21 protein-coding genes are annotated in these 23,770 nt (G+C 41.5%); 15 read left to right on the top strand and 6 right to left on the bottom strand.

Translation table 11 applies throughout. The features are described from left to right. Positions 1–33 precede the first annotated feature (33 nt). On the top strand, positions 34–303 hold the full coding sequence (locus G608_RS0107840) for a hypothetical protein (protein ID WP_026495570.1): 270 nt from the start codon (positions 34–36) through the stop codon (positions 301–303). A 104-nt stretch (positions 304–407) separates the two neighbouring features. On the opposite strand, the gene G608_RS0107835 is transcribed toward G608_RS0107840, so the two are convergent. The 4 genes from G608_RS0107835 to G608_RS0107820 form a co-directional block, all read right to left on the bottom strand. Then, on the bottom strand, positions 408–638 hold the full coding sequence (locus tag G608_RS0107835) for a hypothetical protein (protein WP_026495569.1): 231 nt from the start codon (positions 636–638) through the stop codon (positions 408–410). A 204-nt stretch (positions 639–842) separates the two neighbouring features. Next, positions 843–2,471: an IS1182 family transposase gene (locus G608_RS0107830; RefSeq protein ID WP_026495568.1), complete on the bottom strand. Its 1,629-nt coding sequence runs from the start codon at positions 2,469–2,471 to the stop codon at positions 843–845. Positions 2,472–2,586: 115 nt separating this feature from the next. Then, entirely contained in the window at positions 2,587–3,501 is a 915-nt protein-coding gene (locus G608_RS22370; protein ID WP_026495567.1) for an Ig-like domain-containing protein, read from the bottom strand. 461 nt (positions 3,502–3,962) lie between these two features. Beyond that, positions 3,963–4,835, bottom strand: coding sequence for an aldose 1-epimerase family protein (locus G608_RS0107820; protein ID WP_026495566.1), 873 nt, complete (start codon positions 4,833–4,835; stop codon positions 3,963–3,965). A 188-nt stretch (positions 4,836–5,023) separates the two neighbouring features. On the opposite strand from G608_RS0107820, the gene G608_RS0107815 reads away from it, so the two are divergent. The 5 genes from G608_RS0107815 (at position 5,024) to G608_RS20410 (ending at position 8,444) form a co-directional block, all read left to right on the top strand. Continuing rightward, the gene (locus G608_RS0107815; protein ID WP_026495565.1) at positions 5,024–5,284 is read left to right on the top strand and encodes a hypothetical protein; all 261 of its coding nucleotides are present in this window, start codon (positions 5,024–5,026) and stop codon (positions 5,282–5,284) included. 6 nt (positions 5,285–5,290) lie between these two features. Continuing rightward, on the top strand, positions 5,291–5,836 hold the full coding sequence (locus tag G608_RS0107810) for a prolyl-tRNA synthetase associated domain-containing protein (RefSeq protein WP_026495564.1): 546 nt from the start codon (positions 5,291–5,293) through the stop codon (positions 5,834–5,836). A gap of 135 nt (positions 5,837–5,971) precedes the next feature. Continuing rightward, entirely contained in the window at positions 5,972–6,529 is a 558-nt protein-coding gene (locus G608_RS0107805) for a hypothetical protein (protein WP_026495563.1), read from the top strand. Continuing rightward, positions 6,529–7,212, top strand: coding sequence for a response regulator transcription factor (locus G608_RS0107800; RefSeq protein WP_026495562.1), 684 nt, complete (start codon positions 6,529–6,531; stop codon positions 7,210–7,212). Before G608_RS0107805 ends, G608_RS0107800 begins: the two co-directional genes overlap by 1 nt. Continuing rightward, positions 7,209–8,444, top strand: coding sequence for a sensor histidine kinase (locus G608_RS20410; protein WP_035795022.1), 1,236 nt, complete (start codon positions 7,209–7,211; stop codon positions 8,442–8,444). The genes G608_RS0107800 and G608_RS20410 overlap by 4 nt, the downstream gene beginning before the upstream one ends. An 86-nt stretch (positions 8,445–8,530) precedes the next feature. Here G608_RS20410 and G608_RS0107790 read toward each other — a convergent pair whose 3' ends face one another. Beyond that, on the bottom strand, positions 8,531–9,583 hold the full coding sequence (locus tag G608_RS0107790) for a LacI family DNA-binding transcriptional regulator (RefSeq protein ID WP_026495561.1): 1,053 nt from the start codon (positions 9,581–9,583) through the stop codon (positions 8,531–8,533). Positions 9,584–9,770: 187 nt separating this feature from the next. Between G608_RS0107790 and G608_RS0107785 the strand changes: the two genes are divergently transcribed. From G608_RS0107785 to G608_RS0107745, 9 genes are all read left to right on the top strand, one after another. After that, on the top strand, positions 9,771–10,691 hold the full coding sequence (locus G608_RS0107785) for an ABC transporter permease (protein ID WP_026495560.1): 921 nt from the start codon (positions 9,771–9,773) through the stop codon (positions 10,689–10,691). A 12-nt stretch (positions 10,692–10,703) separates the two neighbouring features. Then, positions 10,704–11,618, top strand: coding sequence for a carbohydrate ABC transporter permease (locus tag G608_RS0107780; RefSeq protein ID WP_035795020.1), 915 nt, complete (start codon positions 10,704–10,706; stop codon positions 11,616–11,618). A 59-nt stretch (positions 11,619–11,677) separates the two neighbouring features. Then, positions 11,678–13,339 (top strand): ABC transporter substrate-binding protein, encoded by a 1,662-nt coding sequence (locus G608_RS0107775; RefSeq protein WP_026495558.1) that lies wholly within the window; start codon positions 11,678–11,680, stop codon positions 13,337–13,339. A gap of 73 nt (positions 13,340–13,412) precedes the next feature. Then, on the top strand, positions 13,413–14,813 hold the full coding sequence (locus tag G608_RS22365; RefSeq protein ID WP_051209008.1) for a glycoside hydrolase family 32 protein: 1,401 nt from the start codon (positions 13,413–13,415) through the stop codon (positions 14,811–14,813). A gap of 68 nt (positions 14,814–14,881) precedes the next feature. After that, entirely contained in the window at positions 14,882–16,357 is a 1,476-nt protein-coding gene (locus G608_RS0107765; RefSeq protein ID WP_035793105.1) for a glycoside hydrolase family 32 protein, read from the top strand. A gap of 63 nt (positions 16,358–16,420) precedes the next feature. Then, positions 16,421–17,395, top strand: coding sequence for a carbohydrate kinase family protein (locus tag G608_RS0107760; RefSeq protein ID WP_026495556.1), 975 nt, complete (start codon positions 16,421–16,423; stop codon positions 17,393–17,395). 158 nt (positions 17,396–17,553) lie between these two features. After that, positions 17,554–19,545 (top strand): glycosyl hydrolase 53 family protein, encoded by a 1,992-nt coding sequence (locus tag G608_RS20400; RefSeq protein WP_051209006.1) that lies wholly within the window; start codon positions 17,554–17,556, stop codon positions 19,543–19,545. Positions 19,546–19,679: 134 nt separating this feature from the next. Then, the gene (locus G608_RS22360) at positions 19,680–22,169 is read left to right on the top strand and encodes an EAL domain-containing protein (protein WP_051209004.1); all 2,490 of its coding nucleotides are present in this window, start codon (positions 19,680–19,682) and stop codon (positions 22,167–22,169) included. Between the two features lie 31 nt (positions 22,170–22,200). After that, the gene (locus G608_RS0107745) at positions 22,201–23,349 is read left to right on the top strand and encodes an MFS transporter (protein WP_026495555.1); all 1,149 of its coding nucleotides are present in this window, start codon (positions 22,201–22,203) and stop codon (positions 23,347–23,349) included. Here the strand turns inward: G608_RS0107745 and G608_RS0107740 are convergent. Continuing rightward, positions 23,329–23,622 (bottom strand): hypothetical protein, encoded by a 294-nt coding sequence (locus G608_RS0107740; RefSeq protein WP_026495554.1) that lies wholly within the window; start codon positions 23,620–23,622, stop codon positions 23,329–23,331. The two genes, G608_RS0107745 and G608_RS0107740, sit on opposite strands and share 21 nt — an antisense overlap. Positions 23,623–23,770: the final 148 nt, after the last annotated feature.

Below are 23,770 nucleotides of genomic sequence, written 5' to 3'. Positions count from 1 at the left end.
GTAAGGCCAAGAAAGGCGAATACCTGCTAGACAATGGCTTTTGTAAAAAGAGCGGACTGCCTCAGCTTATTTCAGCACTTGAACTTGATGAAAAAGGCAGCGAAGGCCTTTAAGAAAATCCTGGAAAAAGAGTCCGATGCAAGTGAAGTTATTGCTATGCTCAGTGCGCTTAGCGAGATTCCTCTTTTTATGGATAAAAAGATGTATGATCTAGGTGCTACAAGTAGTATGGTCATGACTATTCTCTTAAAAGCACAGTTTGTATACCTGTTACTGGATCTTTTGATTTTGAAAATATCTTGAGCGGATTCGTTTATCTTAGGGAAAAGAACATGATCTTCGCAGGCGGCTATGCAATTGATCTTGAAAAGAAAAAGATACGCGCAATCGGAGAATTACCGGATAAACTAAAGAAAAAGATATATTCCTGCATCCTTTGTAGAAATAGTATAGGAAAGATAATGATAGCTGTTATCAGATACCTGAACTGTAGCACCTGATCCGGTCTTAGCTTCCTGTCCGACAGGAAGAACATTCTGAGTATTTGTATTACTTGCTGCAGGAGTATTATTTACGTTTTCCTGCTTCTTATCTGCATCCTTATTAGCAGTACTCTCATTTTCCTTATAATTATACATATAGTACCTTTGATGAATTCGGAGGCCTAAACAAATGGGGCTGTCGCATTAGATGATTAAATCATCTGGGAGATGGCCCTTTTTAGGCCTAAAAATCGGTACTTATATCTGCTTTCTGCTCATATCTCATATTTTTAGAGTAACTTAATAGTCCGAAGATATCTTCGGATCAGATACAGGAGTTTGATTTTTAAGGATCAAAAATTATGCCGTTTTCTTTAGCTCAAAAAGATGAGTTCCTGTTCGGCCGGCCATGATCTTGTGATGCAGTTTATTGATATCGAATCCGATTGCAAGCAACACGCTTTGTGCAAGAACATTCTTCGTCCCCTTATACAAATATCTTCTGAAGTTCATGTCTTCTTTTACATTTGCAAATGAACCCTCCGCCTGAATGCTTCGGTTCATTCTGAGCTGCGTGCCGAATTCGCTGGTTGTCCTCTTAAGGCATTCACTGCGCTTTTCTTCAAGCTTTCTCGAAACGTAAAGCCTTTTGTTCCTGTCTTCAAATGGTGTCTTGCAGTTGTTTCCTTTAATGCAATCTTTCTTGTACGGGCATTCCTTGCAGCTATCACATTCATACGTAGTGACACTTCTTGAATAGCCACTTGCTGTTTTTTCGTTGCGGGTAAAGATTGCCTTTAATTCTTTGCCATTCCTGCAAACATAAGCATCATCCTCACTGTCATAATCCATGTTTTCACGTCTGCTGATGTCATTTTTAAATTTCCTTGTTTTTGAAAGTTCATAATTCTGAGGTTTTATGTATGCTGTCCGGTCATTTTCCTCGACAAAAACATAATTCTCTTCACTTTCGTAACCGGCATCAGCCACGATGTTCTTGTACTTAAACGGCAGATGTTTTTCCATGTCATTGAGAAACGGAATGAGTGTCAGAGTATCTGTGGGATTTGGATATATATCAAGCCAGGTAACATACTCGGCATCGACACCATGCTGGAGATTATAAGCAGGTTTAAGCTGTCCGTTCAGCATGGCATCTTCTTTCATGCGCATAAAGGTTGCATCCGGATCTGTTTTTGAATAACTGTTACGATTTCCACACTTGTACAGCTTATATGTGTAATCCTTGAGTTTCTTTATGTATTCTTCAAGTGTTTCGACAGACCTTTGAAGAACAGTTTTTCTCTTTCCGGAGCCATAGACAAACTCTATTCCTTCATCATTCTTAATCTTGTAAAGTTTCTTTTTGAGTCTTTTTAATGTATGAAGTGATATCTGGTCATCATAGACAATCTTCAGGCCATAAAGTTCCTCGCACTCTGCGCAGAAGAGGCATATCTTCTCAGCCAGTTTTGCCATGTTTTTTGAAACTGCTTTTTTCCAGACAAAAGTATATTTATTCGCCACGGATTCAATCTTTGTGCCATCGATGAAGATGTTCTCCCCAGAGATTTCACCAAGATCAAGAAGGATTGTTCCAACCTGAGCCATCATCTGTTTTGAACACTGTGACAGATGCAGGGAAATAAACCTTGCAATGGTTGAATGGTCCGGTGCGGGCAAGCCTTCAAGAAGGTACATGAAATTGATATCACGCTTGCATGAGGTTTCTATGTCTCGAGATGAGAAGATTCTGTTCATTGCTGCATAGACTGCTATCTTCATCATATGACGGGGCGTTGCCTGGCCTTTTCTGATTCTTTCATATGTTGCATAAAGATCAGAAAGGTCCATCTCCTCCACGAATGCGCTTACCAGGCGTACCGGATCGTCATCTGCTACTGATAGGTCTATGTCGAGCGGAAGTTTTATTTGATGATTTAAGGAAGAAAGGCTATAATTTCCTTGTAAGATTTTATTTAGTAGCATAAATATATTTTACAGCAAAGACCAGGCTTTTCGAAGCCTGGTCTTTGTGTTAATCAAGACTTTTAGCACTAAAGAGGGGCCTCGCACTAATTCTTAGTGCGACAGTCCCGTTATGTTAAGGGGTTACCTGATCATCTTCGTTCTGATACCAAAGCGAGTATATTTCCAGTAAATAATTCTGCGGGCAGTTCTCCTCGCTTTGTTCCATTGGTTCTATAAATGTAGTAGGGGAGGTTATCTTTAGCCTGCATCCCCAGTCAAAGAAGCCATAGCGGGCAGTTACGCAATTGATATAATTACCGTCTTTTGAAATAACTGTATATGCATATCTATATTTGGTATCGCCATCGGAATAAGTATCGTATATGATATCACCGACCCTGACATCATAAAGGTTATGCAAATGTTTGCATGTTCCTACGGTTCCGAAGACAGCTTCCTGCAATAGTAATCCCAGTCGCGAGCATGTAAAACGTCCAAGATCCTCCAGATACCCGGATACAATATCTCCGTTACCGGGTTGTTTCTGACCCTGAGGATATACAGACTTTTGTGCCATCAAGTCTGCATAAGCCTCTTCTTCAGTAGGTACATAGAATAAATAATTAAAGTCTTTCTCATAGCCGCATCTCTTACAGACAATTGATCTGCGCCCAAATTCATTCTTTTTTGCAGGAGGTGTAATCTCTGTTACATAGGAATGCTTTTTGCATAGTACAGTGACATTGCATTTATAGGTTTTCTTTCCGACCTTGGCTTTAATGATTGCCTTGCCACCTGTCTTTCCTTTGACAACACCGTTCTTATCTACAGTAGCAATCTTTTTATTGGAAGAACTCCATTTTACAGGTTTTTTGCTCCCTTTAATTTTTAATTTGGTAGTTTTTCCCTGCTTAACGCTTACTTCCGTCTTATTTAGTCTCACAGAAGCGGATGCTGTAAGTGGTGTCAGGAAAGCAATTATCAGTGCAAGCATGATAACTGATAAAATACACTTAAAAAATTTGATTTCTTTTCTTATTTGAGTCACGTTTTCCTCCTCGATATCATTCTGTGAATACGGATCATACAGATGAACGATACCCCTAAAAATTAAGCTTTATTGTAATTATATACTATCTAAGATTGTTCGTCATTCTTTAGATATAGGTAGATAGCGACATATACCATTAATTATCATCTACTTACACGCATTTTTCAATAGAAAAACTATTATGCGTGTCAATTATCGATATTACGTAGATTTTGACGCAAACTCAGTTTTAGCATGAAGGCTGGAGCTTTTCTTTATTTAGCCGAATCTTTCTCATCCAACATGTCAGGTCGCAAAAAGGCTGCCCATTAGTGCGACAGCCCCTCAACCAACCAAACGTTCATACCATTAATGTTGTGGTTGATATGGTTGCCCCCCAACGCAGGATTGCCAAGATAATAGGCGGCGAGGTGGATGTAAAAGCATAAACCGTCTCATAGGCTTGATTGTAAAAAGAATCAATAATAGATCGCCTTATATTCAGTAGTAAATGCTTCGCCGGGTTCAAGGTGTTGCTCGAATTCACGCTCGCTGATGTCTCCGGTGAAGCCCTCGGCATCAGCTCTGCCATACCAGGGTTCTAAGCATATGAAAGGAGCATTTTTGCCGGAGGGTGACCATACTCCAAGGAGAGGAGCATCAAATACAAGCTTTATGAACAGTTTTCCGGAAGCATCCTTAATTCCTACGCCTGTAGCCTGGCTGCTTTCAAGAATGATTGCGCCGTTATCGAAGGTGTGCTCATCCACAGCGATTGACTTATCTGCAGGAAGCGGAAGCTCGTAGGTGTCCTTGGCTGCAAGAGGATCGTGAAATTTCCTTACTGTGAGGACGTTCTTATCTGTATCAAATACCACAGAATTGCCCTTAAGAGTACCATTTTCATCGAGCTCACAATTAAATGCAGGATGGGCTCCGATAGCGTAGTGCAGAGTCTCATTTCCTGTATTTGTGACTTTCCAGCCAATGGTGATCTCGTTGCCAACAAGCTTATAGGTTATCTCAAGGCAGAAATCAAAGGGGTATTTTGCCCTTGTCTCTTCATTTGAAACCAGCCTGTAATGTACAAAATCAGAAGAGCTCTCCACAAGCTCATGCTCCATATCCCTTGCAAAACCGTGCTGACCCATGGGAAATTCCTGACCCTTAGCTCTGTATTTACCCTCAGCAACTGAGCCTACAAAGGGGAAAAGAACAGGAGATGTTCTGCCCCAGAACTTCGGATCGCCGTGCCACATGCACTCTTTGCCGTCCTTAATAACGCTCTTAATCTCAGCGCCTTTTGATTCTATTGATACTTCTAAAATCTCGTTTTTTAATACTGTTCTCATTTACTCACCTCATAACCTGGATAAAATTTTGGTTCATTTTCCAAATGAAAAATTACTGTTCTTATTATAACAAAAATGAGTAGTGTACTGCTTTTTTTAACTGTATAATTATCTCTATATGAAAGTTTTGGTGTTCTGCCGGATTCCGGATCTGTGAAAGGCAGAGCATGGGGAGGAAGAGGGAAAACATGCAGGAAAAATCTAAAACGCAGATACGAGTTCTTTTCGCAGCCAGAGTATGCTTATGGATCGTTGCTTTGGTATCTACAGTCTATTGGATATATTATTCCGCACAGCTTCACAGTCAGGGAATTTTTGCGCCTGAAGAATATGCGCCGCTGTTTAGGCCTGTTTTTTATACATGTCTTGCAATATCGATTGTTGCAGTGTGCATCAGCTTTGTTCTTCATGCCATTAGTAAAAAGATAAAAGAAAGCATTAAGGAGTAAGGACAGATGGAATTATTTGATGGAAGACCGAAAAATGCTGAAGGGCGCTTACCAAGGGAAGTCAGAGTCTACGACCTTTTGGATAAGCTTGGAATAGAGTTTAAAAGAGTGGACCACGAGCCCGCAACCACCATGGAAGCCTGCGAGGAAGTGGACAAGGCCCTTGGAACGCTGATGTGCAAGAACCTCTTTCTCTGCAACAGGCAAAAGACCAGGTTTTATCTGCTGCTCATGCCGGGAGATAAGAAGTTCAAGACAAAAGAGCTTTCAAGTCAGATCAATTCGGCAAGACTTTCTTTTGCCGAGGCCGAGGATATGCTTAAATACCTGGATATCGAACCCGGAGCAGTAAGCGTAATGGGACTCATGAATGATGAAAACCATGAAGTACAGCTCCTTGTTGATGAGGATGTAAGGGAATCTGAGTATCTTGGCTGCCATCCATGTGTATGCACATCAAGTATGAAGATAAAGACTTCTGATATTTTCGAGAAGTTTTTGCCTGCTGTAGGGCACGAACTCCAGACAGTGCACCTTGTAGGAGAGGATTGACATAAAAAGCTAAATATAAATCTAATTTTAATCTGATTTTAATCTTTCAAAAATCTTATATTAATCTTGGGCGTGTATATTTCAGGTATCAAATGAACAAGCAATTCATAAATATCTGAAAGGAAGGTAATAGTTATGGAAAATTTTGAAAAGGTTGAAAAGCTCAGAGAGAAGACAGGCGTATCCTACGAGGAGGCCAAGAAGGTTCTTGAACAGACCAATTACGATATGCTGGATGCAATCATCGAATTGGAGAAGCAGGGCAAGGTTGTAGAGCCTAAGGAAGGCAGCTACACAACCGGAGCAAGCCAGGATATGGAAAATGTTAAGAAGTTTGAGCTGGCTCAGAGACAGTACGAAAAGGATTGCAACAAGAATAATGTTAAAGAAGGCTTCAGAAATATCGCGGAGTTCTTCAGACTGATATTCAGAAAGAGTCTTGAGATTTACTTTAACATAAACAGGGATGGCAAGAAGATCGCAAGTGTTCCTGTTCTTGTACTGGCACTTATGGTACTTGGATTCTTCTGGGTAACAGTTCCGCTTATCATTATCGGACTTTTCTTTGGAGTATCTTACAACTTTACAGGTGCTGACAAGGTGGTCGCAGATATGAACAATGTTTGCGATAAAGCTGCTCAGACCGCTGAGAGCATCAAAAACGAATTCAAAAAGGATGATGAACAAAACTAATGAGTAAAATATTGATCGTAGAAGACGAAACACAGCTTGCACGTTTTGTGGAACTTGAACTTATTCACGAGGGAAATACCGTGGATAAGGCAGAGGATGGAAGAGGCGGTCTTGATATGGCCCTTTCAAACGACTATGATCTGATTCTTTTAGACGTCATGCTGCCGGGCATCAATGGCTTCGAGGTTCTTAGAAGAATAAGAGCAAAAAAGGAGACACCTATAATCCTTGTGACTGCAAGGGATGCGGTCATGGATAAGGTGTCGGGCCTTGATGCCGGAGCGGATGACTATATCACCAAACCCTTTGCTATTGAGGAGCTGCTCGCACGTATAAGAGTAGCTCTGAAAAGAAAAGGTGGTTCAGCTCCTGTCTCCAGACAGCTTACGATAAACGACGTGACGATGGATCTGGACAGACATGAAGTTGTGGCAGCCGGCAATCCGGTAGAGCTTACAAACTACGAGTTTGAGCTCCTTAGAATTCTTATGGAAAACTGTAACATAGTCCTGGATAGAGAGCGCTTAATAAGCGAAATCTGGGGCTATGATTTCGATGGTGAAACTAATGTTGTAGATGTTTATGTAAGACATCTGCGCACTAAAATAGATGACAAATATGGCATCAAGCTTATCCAGACTGTCAGAGGTGTCGGATATGTAATAAAAGAAGGCCAGCTATGAATAATGCAAAAAACCGCGCCACATCAATTGCAAGAGGTATAAATACAGCTTTCTGGTTTAATAAACTGAGGGCTTTTTTTACTTTAGATATACTTATCCTTACCGTTTCCTTCGGGCTTTTCTGCTACAACAGCTATCTGTCGGTGCCGGAGGATGAAGTTATCAGGAGATTTTTAATAAGCGGTGATAAGATAAGCAATGTTGTCCTGAACTATTATACGGACAGCTCAGAGTATAACTTCACGATGCGTGATTACATATTGTTTATCGGGATAATCCTTGCCGCAGTAATCGCTTACCAGCTCCTCAATCTTCTTGCATCCTTTACCCATACTTCAAGGATCAGAAGGAGACTCCGCCCTTTAAATGAGCTGGCTCTGAAGGCCGAGGCCATAAGCGAGGTGCCTTTAGATACAACAAAATTTGAAGAGCTTGAAGAAGCTATTTTGAAGGTTCCTGCCGATAGTAACGGAGCAAGGATATCTACGGGAGATGAAGATCTTGCCAGCATAGAAGCTGCTCTCAACAGCCTTTTGTACAGAATGCAGCAGGCCAGAATGCAGCAGGCAAGGTTTGTCGACGATGCTTCCCACGAGCTTAGAACACCTATTGCTGTTATTCAGGGCTATGCCAATATGCTGGATCGTTGGGGAAAGGATGATCCGGCAGTACTTGATGAGTCAATCAAGGCTATCAAGCATGAATCCGAGAACATGAAGGAGCTCATTGACCAGCTTCTTTTCCTTGCAAGGGGTGACAACGGCCGTCAGAAGCTGTCTATGGTGAGACTTGATCTGACAGAAATAATGCGCGAAGTGTGGGAAGAGTCCTCGATGATCGATCCCGAGCACAAGTATGTTATCGAGGATGGTGACAACTGTTTTATTTTAGGCGATCAGGCCATGATAAAGCAGTCAATAAGGATATTTGTCCAAAATGCCGCAAAATACTCCGATAAGGGCAGCACTATAAAGCTTACCGTTAAAAATCTGGGAGAAAAAATAGTTTATACAGTTCAGGATGAAGGTATCGGTATGGCAGGCGAGGAGCTGAGCCACATCTTCGAGCGCTTCTACAGATCCGACAAGGCAAGAAATTCCGCAACCGGCGGGTCCGGACTTGGTCTTTCCATTGCAAAATGGATCGTAGATGCACATAAGGGAACTGTTGAAGTTCTGTCACGCCAGGAAATAGGCACAAGAATAACGGTGTCTTTTGATCCGGAGAAGTAAAGAAACAACCGCCGTGTGATATCACATGGCGGTAATTCTTGTGCATGGTGTATAATGTTGTTGTGCGATGTAAGCAGCATTCTATTCTATGAAGTAGAGTCTCGATAGATCAGATCCGTCTCAGTATAGACAGTTCTGAAGTTTAAGTCAGGCTGCTCTATTCTGGTAATTATCAGGTTAGCAGCGGAATATCCGATTACCTGGCTGTGAATATGGCTCGTTGAAAGAGAAGGAGTCATTATCTTTGATTCTGGTGAATCATCAAAACCAAAAAGCTTTATATCTCCCGGACAATCAAGCCCCATTTTTTTCAAACCATATAGTACATCTATTGCAACAAAGTCATTGGCACAGATAAAAAGCTGTGGCAGCTCATTGAGCCTTGAAAGCGCAATAGAGATGTAGTCCTTGTATTCGTCTCCATGAGAATGTACTTCTGTTAAACAGAATTTCTCGTCAATAGTAAGCCCATTGATATACATAGCTTCTCTAAAGGCCATAAATCTTTCGTAAAAAGAACGGCAATGAGTAACTTGTCCAATGTATCCAATGCTACTGATTCCCCTTTTTTTCATATCATTAATTACTGTGTAGATATTGGAAAAGTTATCCATGAGAATAAGATCTGCATTTAACGGTTTCCAATAGCTTGCCACGGGTGCGTCCACCATAAGAACCGGCAGACCCAGGTCACATAGCATTTCACAGTAGGGGTGATTAAACATCTCGATACACATTATTGCTACAGTCTTTTCTTTTATAAAAGAAATAGGAAGTGTTAGATCCTCGATGTTTTTGGAGTCCACTCTGTGCATGCTAAGGCTGTATCCAAGAAGAGAAATCTCATATTGGAACTTGTCCAGCATGGTTGATGCAAAGTGAGAATTGTTCAAAAGATTTCCTGTAAACAGGGCTATTTCTCCTGATGCTTTAGCCGGCTGAGAAAAAGAAGGAGCCTTTATCTCTGATACCGAGCTTGCGTAGGAAAATTGTTTATATCCCATTTCCAAAGCTTTTTGTAATACTTTGTCTCTGGTTGAATCAGCTAAAACGCCTGTATTATTAATGGCTTTTGAGACGGTATTTCTTGATACGCCCAAAGCATCTGCTATGTCTTGTAATGTTACTCTGGATGCCATCTGTTATTCTGATCTCCATTTCCTTGAATTGTTTTCTTCATTATAAAATGTAAAAACCAGAGTGTCAAATGTAAAAGTAAAGTGTTACAAATGTAAAAATTTAGTGTTGACATTCGTGCCTGCTGGTGTTATATTTTACACATGTAAAACACGGATGTGCAAATGTAAAATGTTTTGGGAGAATATTATGAATACAAAGACAAAAAAAGGAGAGCTGCATAATACGCTTGTATATATCAGGCAACACTGGCAGCTTTATGTACTCTTTTTAGGACCTGCGTTGTTTTTGACAATACTTTTTAGATATGTACCTATGGGAGGAATACTGATTGCATTCCAGAAATACAATCCGTTCAAAGGATTGCTGGGAAGCGAATGGGTCGGTCTTAAATACTTCAAACAGTTTTTATCATCACCTGACTTTCTCCAATATCTTGCTAATACATTAAAGTTAAGTATTTTCGGACTGTTATGGGGATTCCCGGTACCGATCATTCTGGCCTTTTTGTTAAACAGAGTGGGAAGCAGCAAATTAAAACAGAATATACAGCTTGTTTTGTACATGCCTAATTTCATTTCAGTCATAGTACTTTGCGGTATGGTAAGAATTCTTTTATCAGTTACCGGACCACTGAATATGATGATGGGAACAAACATCAACTTCCTGACAATTCCTGCAGCGTTCAGACCGATCTACATTATCAGCGGAATATGGCAGGGAGCAGGATGGGCTTCAATTATGTATACTGCGGCATTATCCAATGCAAGCCAGGAGCTTAAGGAAGCTGCACAGATAGATGGTGCCAACATTTTCCAGCAGATCAAGGCTGTAGAGTGGCCTGCAATCAAAGATATGGTAGTTATCCAGTTTATCCTGCAGGCAGGAAACATCATGAGCATTGGATTTGAGAAAGCTTATGCACTTCAGTCAGATATGAACCTCGCGTCTTCTGAGATCATAGCAACCTATGTGTACAAAAAGGGTCTTATTAACGGAGACTACAGCTACTCAACGGCTGTTGGACTATTTAATACAGTAATCAATGTAATTTTGCTGGTCCTTGTAAATAAGATAGTTGAGAAGATGAACGACGGACAGGGATTATAAGGAGGCGTTCAGATGGAAAAAGCGATAGTTAAGAAAAAAAGCAGGTTTGCAAAATATGGATTTGGAGATAAATGCTTTCTGATATTCGGTTATGCCCTGCTTGCAGCATTTGTCCTTGCGATAATCTTGCCGATGGTATATATCGTTGTGGCGTCTTTCATGGATCCCATCACTCTTCAGAATAAGGGAATCGTGCTGGATTTTGAAAAGTGGACGCTCACTGCTTATGAGAGAGTTATGACGAATTCGCAGATATGGGTAGGTTTTAAAAATGCAATTATCTACTCAGTGTTGTTCAGCGCAATTTCTGTTTTCATAACACTACTTTGTGCATATCCCATGTCCAGGGATGATTTTAAAGGAAAAAAACTGTTTAACACAATTTTCATAATAACCATGTTTTTTGGTGGCGGACTTATTCCTACATATCTTCTTATAAATAACATCGGTCTTCTGGACACTATGTGGGCAGTAATCCTTCCGGGAGCCTTCAGTGTGTGGAACATGATAATTGCAAGAACTTACTACAAAGGAATTCCGAACGAGCTCAGAGAAGCTGCAGATGTTGATGGTGCTAATGAGCTGGTATTCTTCTTCAGAATTCTTCTTCCGGTATGTACACCACTTATTGCAGTATTAGTTCTTTGGCAGTTTGTAGGTATGTGGAACAGCTACTTTGATGCGATGATCTATCTCAATTCTTCATCAAAGCAGCCACTTCAGCTGGTGCTCAGATCAATCCTGATCCAGAATGAGCCTGATCCGGGAATGATCGCAGATATGCAGAGTACAGCACAAAGAGCGCAGCTTGCTGAGCTTTTGAAATATGCAACTATCATAATTTCGAGCCTTCCGTTGTTAGTCATGTACCCGTTCTTCCAGAAGTACTTTGACTCAGGAATTATGGTTGGTTCTGTAAAAGGCTAAGAGCAGAACTTCCTTGTTAATAACCCAAAAGGGTTCAAATAAAAAAAGGAGAGGGAAAAATGAAAAAGGAAATGAAAAGAATTTTTGCCACAGTTATGACAGCAACAATGGTTGCCGGAATGATGGCAGGATGTGGCAGTAGCGATGGAGCCGGAAAAAGTGATGCGGCTAAAGTGACAGCTGAAGACCTCAGCTTCCCACTTGATGAAAAGGTTACAATTACCGGTATGATCAGCTATCCTTCAGGAACAGAAGAGAATCAGAACAACAAGACAATCTTCAAGAGACTTGAGGAAGAGACAAATGTACATGTAGATTGGACTGCAATCTCAAATGATCAGTGGGGAGACAAGATAAGTCTTAACATGGCTAACAAGGATGCACTTACTGATTTCGTATTTAACGCAAGCTTCTCAAACAGCGATCTTATCAGATACGCAGATCAGGGTGTAATCATTCCTGTTGAGGAATATATCGATTCAAACATGCCTAACTTAAAGGCTGTATTTGACAAGTATCCTGAATACCGCACAATGTGTGAAGATTCAGAGGGACATATCTGGGCACTTCCCTGGATCGAGCAGCTTGGTTCTAACAAGACTGCTATCCAGACTGTAGGTAACAACTTTACTTACATCAACCAGAAGTGGCTTGATTTCCTTGGACTTGAGACACCTACAACAGTTGATGAGTTCGAACAGGTACTCCTTGCATTCAAGGATCATGCTTCTGAGCTTCAGGCAGAATTCGGAATTGACGGTGACATTATTCCTATGTCATGCATCATCAATGACAACGATCCCAGCCTTCTTATCAATGGATTTGGCGAAGGCTATGGTGACAATGATATAGGACAGCACATTGCTGTAACTGATGACAAGAAGGTTATCTTCACTGCTACACAGGATGGCTTCAAGTCAGGTGTAGAATGGCTTCACAAGTTATATGATGAAGGACTTATGGATCCTGAATGCTTTACTCAGGACTGGTCTACATATGTTGCTAAGGGAAAATCCCACAGATACGGCGTTTGCTTTACATGGGATGTAGCAAATATCGATAATATCGAGGACTATGTACCCCTTGCTGCACTTGAGGCAGATACAAGAAACGTAACACCTATGAACGGTTCATTCACTTCAGGTTTTGACCGCGGAAGATGCGTAGTTACAGCTAAGTGTGACAATCCTGCATTTGTATGTGCATGGCTTGATCTTATGTATGATCCTTTCCAGTCACCTCAGAACAACTGGGGAACCTATGGCGAAGATGACGAGTTCGATATCTTTGAGCTTTCAACTAATGAGAACGGTGACAAGATGCTTAAGCATGCACCTCTTGGAGATGCTTCACCTGTAGAAGTTAGAGAAGCAGAGGCTGTTGGTGGCCCTCTTGCAATCCTTGATGAGTATTATGGCGTTTATGTAACATGCCCTGATGATGCACAGTATCGTCTTGACTGGATCAAGGAATACTACACAGACGATATGCATGGTGAGTATGTATATCCTAACGTATTCATGTCAGCAGATGACACAGAAAAACTTACAGGAATCCAGACAGACCTTATTTCATATGTAAATTCAAGCAAGTCTGATTTCATTATGAATGGTGTGACTGATGAAGGTTGGAATGAGTACCTCGATAAGGTTAACGCTTATGGTCTTGATGAGTACCTTTCAATCTATCAGAAATATCTTGATGCATTCTATGCTAATTAAGAGCTTTTAAATGTAACTAAACAAATAGTTTTCGCCCCGGTCAGATGATCTGGCTGGGGCATTTTAAAAGAGTATGAATTATAAAAAAGTAATTGGAACAGCTCTGACCATATCACTTTTTCTTTGTCAGGGATGTGGAAACGCTAGGGAACAAATGGAAAGCGGAGAGAAGATAGACAGCCTTTTTCCCAATATCGAAGAGACCTGGGTTGGAGATGTGATGGCACAGGCTGACGAAGATGGAATACATCTCAATTACCTGTATGATACGGATCATAACGGTACAGGATATCATCCAATCTACAGGTTTGACACAAAAGACTTCTGTAGCTATACAGACGTCGGAGAGATCATTCCGTTTGGAGAAAACATTGAGGATCCTGATATAGCGGTAGGAACCGGAAGCTTTATTAAGGCAGAAAATGGTAAATACCATGCGTTTTATACAGGACACAATGACTACACGGAAACTTTTGATAATAATCAGGACAGAGAGTGCCTGATGCACGCAGTAAGTAAAAATAATAAATCCTACAAAAAGCTACCAAAAGATACGATTCATGCTCCTGAAGGATATAGCACAAATGATTTCAGGGATCCGCAAGTTATCCGGATGGATGAATATGACGAATATTGGATGCTGGTTGGCGGAAAAAGAAATGATGATTCAGGAAGCTGTATTCTGAAATATACATCAAAGAATTTATCAGACTGGAAATTTGAAGGTGAATTTTATTACAGTGATGAGCTTTATTTTATGGAGTGCCCGGATCTGTTTGAGATAGATGGCTGGTATTATCTTGTTTTTTCCTGGAATAATGTCACATACTACAGAATGACACAGGACCTCGAAGGAGAATGGATAAAGCCTGAAATTGATACATTTGATGGCAACGGTTTTTACGCTGCAAAAACTGTCCTTTATGACGGAACCCGTTATCTAGTGGGATTTCTTGATCATAAAAAGCGTGGCAGTGATATTTTGGAATATACCTGGGCAGGTTCAGTCATGCCGTACAAACTGGTGAAAAAAGATGACAACACACTGGGAGTAACGATGCCTGACCAGTTCACGGACTATTTTGAAAACGGAGCAGACAAAAAAGAACAGGGCATGAAGGTTACTTCTACGGAAAACCTGGGAATACTTCCGCGAAAAATGCTGCTTAAGGGCAAGGTAACCTTCAATAATACAAGCGGAAAAGCAGGTTTTTCCTTTGGAGATTATAAAGTAATTATTGATCCTGATCAGCAGGAGATTATCTATGATGCATTTGAGAATTCTCAGAAGTGCAGGCTGGAAGCCGGAAAGACGTATGATATAAAGCTGGTCGTGGAGAATGAAATAGTTGTGCTTTATATTAATGATGAAAAAGCTCTCAGTAACCGGATTTATTCTGCTGTAGATAACGAATGGCAGATTTATATTGAAGGAGATGCTGAGTTTTCGGATATAGATATGTTTGTTTTTTGAAGAGGAGCCATCATGACGAAGTCATGATTTAGTATGGTTGCTTCATATTATATTAGATCGGAGTAATTATGAGTGATAAGTTAAGCAAAGCCAGAGAATATGAGGAAAAAAGGGAGAAGCTTATAAAAAAGGAGCTAAAGCCGATTTTTCATCTGGTACCCAGAGTGGGCTGGATGAATGATCCAAACGGCTTTTCATATTATGGTGGTAAGTTCCATATGTTCTACCAGTACTATCCCTATGATACAGTTTGGGGACCGATGCATTGGGGACATGCAGTAAGTACAGACCTTCTGCACTGGGAGAATCTTCCCGCAGCCATAGCACCGGATGAAAAATATGATGATTTTGGGTGTTTTTCAGGTAGTGCTATTGAACTTTCAGATGGCAAGCAGCTTCTTATGTATACAGGAGTTATAAGGGAAGAAGACGAAGATGGTATTTTTCATGATGTTCAGACTCAGTGTATAGCGGTTGGTGATGGAAAAGATTACGTAAAGTATGAGAATAATCCTGTACTTGATGAATCATCTCTTCCGGAAGGCGCCAGCAGAAATGATTTCCGTGATCCAAAGATATGGAGAGATAAGGATGGCTTTAAGGCTGTAATTGCAAGTAAGACTATGGATGCAGATGGTCAGCTGCTTCTTTTTAGCAGTAAGGATGGATTTGACTGGAAATACGAAAGGCTTCTTGCAAAGAACAACCATCGTTTCGGACGTATGTGGGAATGCCCGGACTTCTTTGAATTAGATGGAAAACAGGTATTGCTTACAAGTCCTCAGGATATGCTTCCTGAAGAATTGGAATTTCATAATGGTAACGGAACACTTTGCCAGATAGGTTATATGGATGAAAGTGGCATGTTTAAAGACGAGTATTCTCAGGCTGTTGACTATGGCATAGATTTTTATGCACCACAGACTCTTCTTTTGGAAGATGGCAGACGTGTGATGATCGGCTGGATGCAGAACTGGGATACCACCGGATTTAAACGTGATGATTTCCCGTGGTTTGGACAGATGAGTATGCCAAGAGAAATCTCCATTGTTAATGGAAAGCTGATCCAAAAGCCGCTTAAAGAGATTGAAAAGCTATATTCATCTACTATTGAGAGAAAGAATGTACGTATATCAGGTGACTGCACTCTTTCCGGCATAAGTGGAAGAACAATAGATATGACTCTGGATATAAAGAGAACAGAGAATCTGTACAGAAAGATTGAGATAAGGCTTGCAGATAATGGCAGGTTCCATTCTTCTGTTTTCTTTGATCCGGTTGAATCTGTTTTAAAAATTGACCGCAAATATTCAGGTAGCAGAAGAGCTATCGTTCATCAGAGAAGATGTCAGGTCGGTAAGAATGACGGAGCAGTGAAGCTTCGCATAATAATGGATAGATATAGCCTTGAAGTGTTTGTAAATGATGGGGAACAGGTTATGTCAATGAGTATTCTTACGGACTATCACGCTGATGGTATCAGCTTCAATGTAGATGGTGAAGCAGTGGTAGATGTGTGCCTGAATACTTTAGCTGAGGAATAATGGTTTTGACGATATGGCAGGATTAAGAAGTAATCCTGCCAGTTTTATAAGGAGAAATGAGAAATGTATAGTCGATATGATGTGGTTGCACTTGGTGAATTGCTGGTTGATTTTACTGATAATGGGAAAAGTGAACAGGGAAATTCAATCTTTGAAGCAAATCCCGGCGGAGCACCCTGTAATGTGCTGTCCATGTTACAGAAGCTGGGAAATAAAACAGCTTTTATCGGAAAGGTTGGAGAAGATTTCCTGGGAGAAATGCTGGTTTCAAAGGCAGCTGAACAGGGAATTGATATGAGCGCAGTACTGAAGGATAAAAATGTAGGAACAACACTTGCATTCGTACAAAAGCTTCCAAACGGAGACCGCGATTTTGCTTTTTTCAGAAATCCCGGAGCCGATATGATGATCACAGCTGATGAGGTTTTGGAAAGAGCGTCATACATTAAGAAATCTGATATTTTTCACTTTGGTACACTTTCAATGACCAGCACCTGTGGCAGAGCGGCAACTGAGAAGGCCATTGAAATTGCAAAAGAAAGCGGATGTACTGTTTCTTTTGATCCCAATTACAGAGCACCTTTATGGAACAAGGTTGAGGATGCTTTGGAAGCCATCAGATATGGTATGAGCGTCTGTGATATTTTAAAGATTTCCGACAATGAGATTGAACTTGTGACAGGCAAAACAGATATTGATGAAGGCATAGCTGCCATAAAAGATGAGTTTGGAATTAAGCTCATTTTCGCCACCTTAGGTTCGGAAGGAAGCAGAGCATATTATGGAGATACGGTTGTATCTCATGGAGGGTTTCTTAATCCTGCAACAATAGAAACAACCGGTGCCGGGGATACATTTTGCGCCAGTGCGCTTCATTTTGTGCACCATTATGAGCTTGATAACCTTAATATGGATAATCTAAGCAAAATACTTGAGTTTTCAAACGCCGCAGCGTCCCTTATAACTACAAGACGCGGCGCGTTGGCCGTAATGCCTTCATATGATGACGTTACCAAGTATATTCTGGAATTTGAATGATATACCTTGAGCTTTTGCAGGATGCCTGACAGCTGCAATTATTTTTTGCAAAACATTTTGACAAGAATCATAAATAATTAAATATAAACAGGTGCTTTTAGGTTGTATTAGCTGTAGAATAGCTAAGGAAAACCATAAATCGAGGAGATTGTAGAATTATGAAAAAAGCAGTACTGAGTTTGATTCTTGCGGCATCCATAGTAATGACAGCTGGATGTGGTGATGGAAAAACCGTAGAACCCACGCAAAATAGTGAGTCTGCCGATCCCGGAATTTTCGTAAAAAAGGTTGAAAACATGACAGATGATTTTATTACCGGCATAGATATAAGTTCATTTACAGCCCTCAGGGACAGCGGCGTTAAATACTACGATTATGACGGTAATGAGCTGGATGATCAGGGCTTTTTTGATTTCCTTAATGAGTGCGGTGTCAATTATGTGAGACTTCGCGTGTGGAATGATCCGAAGGACGAAGATGGTCACGTCTACGGCGGCGGAAACTGTGACCTTGAAAATGCTAAGAAAATTGGACAGCTTGCCACCAAAGCAGGCATGAGAATTCTTATAGATTTCCATTACTCAGACTTCTGGGCAGATCCCGGGAAGCAGACAGCGCCTAAGGCCTGGGCTGATATGAAAACAGACGATAAAGCGGAGGCACTTAAGGAATTTACTAAGGAGAGCCTTCAGTATCTTATAGATAATGGCGTTGATGTGGGCATGGTTCAGATTGGTAATGAGACCAACAACGGACTTTGCGGAGAGACTGATTTCTACAGCATGTGCAAGCTCTTTAGGGCAGGAAGTGAGGCTGTAAGAAGCGTTTCTGAGGACATTCTGGTGGCAGTTCACTTTGCTAATCCTGAAAAGCATTTTTCGCAGTACGTAGAGAAGCTGGATCAGTACGAGGTGGATTATGATGTCTTTGCATCCTCCTACTATCCATACTGGCACGGAACTCTTGAAAATCTCCAAAATGAGCTTGAATCTATAGCGAAGACCTACAATAAAAAGGTAATGGTAGCAGAGACCTCCTACGTATATACCTTAGAGGACGGCGATGGCTGCGGAAATACTCAGAATGAAGCGGACCTTGAGGTGGATGCGTTTAATTTCGACATTTCTCCTCAGGGACAGGCAGATTCTGTTCGAGCAGTGGTAGATACAGTATCGTCCATAGATGGCGGAATCGGCGTATTTTACTGGGAACCTGCATGGCTTCCTGTACAGGTTTTTGAGCTTGGAAAGGAAGGCTCAACCCAGATACTTGCTCAGAATAAGAGCATTTGGGAGGAAAAAGGCTCAGGCTGGGCAACGGGCTATGCCAGTGAATACGACAAGGACGTAAGAAGCTATGGCGGTGGCGGCGCTGTTGTTGAGAACGAGGCATGGTTTGATTTTCATGGACATCCCCTGGCTTCAGCCAGGATGTATGCCGACATGCGAGAGGGCGCAGAGGGCGTACTTGCCATGACAGGCGTAACCACTGAAGCCGTGACAGCAAAGCCCGGTGAAGACATAGAGCTTCCGGAAAAAGTAAACGTCAGATATAACGACGGCTCTGAGAAGGAGCTGGAAGTAGCCTGGGATGAAACAGCGCTAGATGCCGCAAAAGAAGCAGGTATCGGTGAGTACGAGATCGACGGAGTAGTTACAGATGGCGATTCAGAGATGGCAGTGACAATTCAATTAGCGATAAAGGCGGACAATCTTCTTGAAAATCCCGGATTTGAGGACGGTAAGGAAGCCTGGGAGGTCACCACAGAATGCAACTCTAAGGATGTGAGCATCATGAAGCACAGTGACTGCAGAACCGGCGAGTGGTGCATGAAGTTCTGGTATGAGTCGGACTTTGAATTTAAGGTAGAGCAGACCCTTACTTTGGATAAGGGAACCTATGCTTTTGATGGCTATATTCACGGCGGTGACAGCAAATCCGGCGATGAGTTCGTTTTGTACTGCATTAACGGTGACGAGACCATTGAAGAGAGCACCAAGGTCACCGCATGGCGCGAGTACAAGCATCCTGTGATAGATAAAATCGAAGTGAAAGAGGACGGCACGGAGGTTATCTTCGGAGCCAGAGTAAAGGCATCAGCAGGCTGCTGGGGCGCATGGGATGATTTCACCCTTCAGAAAGTAGAGTGAGCTTGAATAAATAAATTAAAATTCGCACTTATATTCTGAAAATATAATACGAGCATAATATTGCATTTATAAATATTTAATATTTCGATGATAGAATGACTATATGAAACTAACGTTTTCTGCGAGGATATCGTATGGCTAACCATAACGGAAAAAGAGCGCTAGGTCATTACATAGTCGATCATATTGAAGAAGCAATCGCAGCAGGGAATATTAAGGTTTATTATCAGCCTGTTGTGAGGTCACTTACGGGACAGCTTGCCGGAGCAGAATCACTGGCAAGATGGGTTGCACCAGATGTGGGCTTTTTATCCCCTGACGAGTTTATCAATGTTTTGGAGAAAACCCATAAGATCCATAAGCTTGATTGCTTTATGGTTGAAAGTGTGTGCAGGGACATCCATGACCTTATTGCCAGCGGAAAAACAGCGTTCCCGGTATCCGTGAATTTCTCCAGACTTGATTTCATGGTCTGCGATATGCTTGAGGTTGTCGAGCGAGCAGTTGAGAAATATGATATTCCCAGAGATTATCTGCATATAGAAGTCACAGAGAGCATGATTGCCCAGGACGAAGCATTGATGACAAGCGTTATTGAAAGTTTCAGAAACAGGGGCTATGAGGTCTGGATTGATGACTTTGGGAGCGGATATTCTTCTTTAAATCTGTTAAAGGATTACCATTTTGATGTACTAAAACTTGATATGGCTTTCCTGGCTAAAATGAGCGAAAGGTCCAAGATCATAGTTCGCTCGTCACTGGCTATGGCTAAAAAGCTTGGGATAAAGACACTTTCTGAAGGTGTTGAAACCCAGGAGCAGGTGGAGTTCCTAAAGGCTATCGGTTGCGGTAAGCTTCAGGGGGCTTATTTTGGTTTGCCAAAACCCCTTGATGAAATGCTCGAAGGTATTGAAAAGAAGGGCATTACCATAGAAGAGCGAAAGTGGCGAAATTATTATGAGACTGCAAGCTTCAATACAAGGGATACTGAGACAGCACTTCAGGTAGCGGAGTATGATGGAAAGCACTTCAAGACTCTGTTTATGAATGACGCCTACAGACAGCAGATAAGAGTTGCAGTTGATGATCTTGAATATATCGACAGCACTATCTATGATCCTGCTTCACCGCTTCTGGACAAGTATGAGCAGTTCCTAGAAAAAGCCATAAAAAGCAGGAATTATGAAAGTTTTTATTATACAGATAAGGGAAATTATTACTATCTTAAGGGCAAGGTTTTGGCAGAAAATGATGACCATTATCTGTTCAAAACTACCATATCGAATATATCCTTGGACCAGAATATCAAGGAGAGAGACAGGCTGGATTACAGGCTAAGAGAGCTTAATAACCTTTTTGAAGTTGTTCTTTTGGTTAATATTAGCACAAATAAGACATCACCCCTTATTGGAGCTTACAGATATATGACAGGCAGCGCTAATATCTATCAGAATTTAAATGAGATGGTTTCACTATTTGTTCAGGAATGCGTATATCCTGACGAACGTGCGGATTTTATGGCTTTTATTGATATAGATACCATCAAGCAGAGGGGACAAGAGAGTAAGAAGGGCTATATAGTAAGAAACTTCAGACTCCGTCAAAAGGATGGCAGTTATAAGTGGAGAACGATCATACTTCTTATGGTGCCCGGAACTGATGGAAATGAATATCTGTTCACGATCAATACTTTATCCAGGGAGATGGGCGAAGCCCTTGATAATCTGGTCTATGGGCAGGTGGGACACGAAAGTCTTGAGCTCACTGAGAGAGTCAAGGAATACGCAAGAATCTGGGAGAATGTGGTTAATAATTCAGCCACCAAGTATTTCTGGAAGGATAAAGAGCGCAGATTTAGAGGTGTCAGCCAGTCATTTTTGGAGTTCTATGAGATTAGCTCGCTTGACGATATTATCGGAAAAACAGACGAAGAGATGCACTGGCATGTCAATGACGGACCCTATCAGGGCGACGAGCTTGATGTAATCGGAAAGGGCAAATTTGTCTTTAACGCCCGTGGACAGTGCATAGTTAACGGTGTTGTTCACAACATCATCTGTAATAAGATGCCTCTTTATGAAAAGGGCGAAATTATAGGTCTTGTGGGTAACTTCGCGGATATCGACCAGGAGCTTTACAGAGTTCAGAAGCTGGTTAACCCGTCAAAGCTGGATAATATGACAAGACTTATGAACTTCAGGTCATATATGGATGTTATGTCGGACTATGCGATGCAGTATAACGACGCCGGCAGAAATTACGGCGTAATTATCATCCATAACGTGAACCATAAGAGGATTACTGCGGATTATGGTGAAAAGCAGGCCGGCAGAGTAGTTCGTGAAATGGGTGAAAAGATAATAGAATGTATCGGTCAGAGCGCAGCTGCTTCGAGAATTAAGGAAGCTTATTTCAGTGTGCTTACATACATTGATTCCAGGGAAAAACTTGAAAAACTGGCTGCAAAGCTTAAGAAAAGCATTGAGAGTATAAATGAGGTTAACGGTAAGAGCGTTACCATTAAGGTCTCAATGTCCATGAAACTCAGAACAGATGAGGGTGTAAAGGACGAGAATATCTACTATCAGGCCATGGACGAGCTTGATGAAAAGGAATCCAGATAATCATCAGATCCTGAGCATGGAGGGGGTGCTTATGAATCAGACCAGAGACGGAAAAAAAGATTTATTATGGCTGTTCCTTTTTCTTGTAGTGTTCATCAATGGATTTGAAGCCGGTGGATATCAGGCAAGCCTGTACAGTATTGGCCAAACCTATGATCTGTCCATAACAAATATGGGCCTTTTTGCGGCGGTTGAGCTTCTTGCAACCATGCTTGCGCCGCTTATTCTGGGAAATTGGGCAGATAAATCAGATAAACTTAAATGTATTCTTATCCTGCAGGTGATACAGGCTGCTTTTGCCTGCGTTATTTTCATAAGTTCCATTCAGATGCTGTTCGTTGTGGGAATCTTTTTCCTAGGAATGACCACAAGTGCGCTTCAGTTCATAGCTATCGCAGCTCTTGCGGAAAGCTATCCCTTAACAGGTAAAAAGAAGATAGGAATTATGACCTCCATGTATGCCCTTGGAGCCCTGGTTTCACCTCTTTTTGTGGATTTTTATCTGAAAAGAGGAATCAGCTGGAGGATGTTCTTCCTGACACTGTCCCTTGGCACGGTTATCACTCTGGTGGGTATTGTTGCCAATCGCGACAGCACCGGAGAAGTAAATAGCCTTGCTGATGATGAAAAGGTGGGAGACGGGGAGTTTATTATCCTTGGAGTGCTGCTACTTTGCGTAGTTATGTGCATCTATGTGGGATTTGAGAACGGCTTCGCCTTCTTCGTAGATACACTTTTTACTGATGTTTTGAAGTCATCCCTTGGAAAATATGCACTGTCGCTGTTCTGGGCGGTTATGATTCCGTCCCGCGTGCTGGTGGGATATTTCTCAGCTCATGCTAAGAAAATACTCATTACTTCAGTAATAGCCATTCCCGTGATTACAGTGATCATAGCTCAGATGAACAGTGCAGCTGTGGTATTGGCTCTTTGCATACCCCTTGGATTTGCCTGCGGAGCGATTTATCCCAGCGTCCTGACCACACTTCTGCAGTTCTCAGGAAAAAGAAAGGCCACCGCAACCGCGATGATAACTGTATCAACGGGTATAGGTGGCGTTGTGTTCACAGCACTTACAGGTATTCTGGCAGGAGCCATGGGTATTACCGGTGCAATGATGTGCCTTGCAGCGTTCTTCATTTTGTCAATAATAGCGGTATTATCCCTGCATACCCGCTGACTGTCTGATCATGTCCTCAACTACGATATCGTAGATTTCTCCAACGGTATTGCAATATTCAAGTATTTTCCAGGGCTCATTTGTGTGGAAGTGAATTTTTACCAGCTCCTCATCGCCTGCGGCGATAAGAGAGTTTCCTTCAAAATGCGCGGTGATATAATCTGCAATTTCATCCTCGTCTAAGTCCTTGTCGCGTCTGTCGATAAGAAGCTGTGTGTCATAGCGATATGCAAACTGATCATCTTCAGCGTCAATACTCTGTATCGGTTCCATTAAATTTCCTCCTTAATCCACGTAGTATTAAATAATCAGTAAGCTGATTATACAATAATTGGATAGCATGCGAAATAGTGCTTCTGTGCAATGCTATGCAGGAGAGATGATTGTTATCGTTATTTTCAGCTTTTTTGTATGATATTAT

Source organism: Butyrivibrio sp. WCD3002, from assembly GCF_000424265.1.
Classification (GTDB): Bacteria; Bacillota; Clostridia; order Lachnospirales; family Lachnospiraceae; genus Butyrivibrio.
Note: the sequence above shows the minus strand (reverse complement) of the source record. Positions and strands in the feature narration are given on the sequence as shown.

Bases quoted from the DNA above. Each gene is read 5' to 3' on its own strand.
- G608_RS0107840 (WP_026495570.1), top strand. From the start codon at position 34: ATGGCTTTTGTAAAAAGAGCGGACTGCCTCAGCTTATTTCAGCACTTG.
- G608_RS0107835 (WP_026495569.1), bottom strand. From the start codon at position 638: ATGTATAATTATAAGGAAAATGAGAGTACTGCTAATAAGGATGCAGAT.
- G608_RS0107830 (WP_026495568.1), bottom strand. From the start codon at position 2,471: ATGCTACTAAATAAAATCTTACAAGGAAATTATAGCCTTTCTTCCTTA.
- G608_RS0107820 (WP_026495566.1), bottom strand. From the start codon at position 4,835: ATGAGAACAGTATTAAAAAACGAGATTTTAGAAGTATCAATAGAATCA.
- G608_RS0107815 (WP_026495565.1), top strand. From the start codon at position 5,024: ATGCAGGAAAAATCTAAAACGCAGATACGAGTTCTTTTCGCAGCCAGA.
- G608_RS0107810 (WP_026495564.1), top strand. From the start codon at position 5,291: ATGGAATTATTTGATGGAAGACCGAAAAATGCTGAAGGGCGCTTACCA.
- G608_RS0107805 (WP_026495563.1), top strand. From the start codon at position 5,972: ATGGAAAATTTTGAAAAGGTTGAAAAGCTCAGAGAGAAGACAGGCGTA.
- G608_RS0107800 (WP_026495562.1), top strand. From the start codon at position 6,529: ATGAGTAAAATATTGATCGTAGAAGACGAAACACAGCTTGCACGTTTT.
- G608_RS20410 (WP_035795022.1), top strand. From the start codon at position 7,209: ATGAATAATGCAAAAAACCGCGCCACATCAATTGCAAGAGGTATAAAT.
- G608_RS0107790 (WP_026495561.1), bottom strand. From the start codon at position 9,583: ATGGCATCCAGAGTAACATTACAAGACATAGCAGATGCTTTGGGCGTA.
- G608_RS0107785 (WP_026495560.1), top strand. From the start codon at position 9,771: ATGAATACAAAGACAAAAAAAGGAGAGCTGCATAATACGCTTGTATAT.
- G608_RS0107780 (WP_035795020.1), top strand. From the start codon at position 10,704: ATGGAAAAAGCGATAGTTAAGAAAAAAAGCAGGTTTGCAAAATATGGA.
- G608_RS0107775 (WP_026495558.1), top strand. From the start codon at position 11,678: ATGAAAAAGGAAATGAAAAGAATTTTTGCCACAGTTATGACAGCAACA.
- G608_RS22365 (WP_051209008.1), top strand. From the start codon at position 13,413: ATGAATTATAAAAAAGTAATTGGAACAGCTCTGACCATATCACTTTTT.
- G608_RS0107765 (WP_035793105.1), top strand. From the start codon at position 14,882: ATGAGTGATAAGTTAAGCAAAGCCAGAGAATATGAGGAAAAAAGGGAG.
- G608_RS0107760 (WP_026495556.1), top strand. From the start codon at position 16,421: ATGTATAGTCGATATGATGTGGTTGCACTTGGTGAATTGCTGGTTGAT.
- G608_RS20400 (WP_051209006.1), top strand. From the start codon at position 17,554: ATGAAAAAAGCAGTACTGAGTTTGATTCTTGCGGCATCCATAGTAATG.
- G608_RS22360 (WP_051209004.1), top strand. From the start codon at position 19,680: ATGGCTAACCATAACGGAAAAAGAGCGCTAGGTCATTACATAGTCGAT.
- G608_RS0107745 (WP_026495555.1), top strand. From the start codon at position 22,201: ATGAATCAGACCAGAGACGGAAAAAAAGATTTATTATGGCTGTTCCTT.
- G608_RS0107740 (WP_026495554.1), bottom strand. From the start codon at position 23,622: ATGGAACCGATACAGAGTATTGACGCTGAAGATGATCAGTTTGCATAT.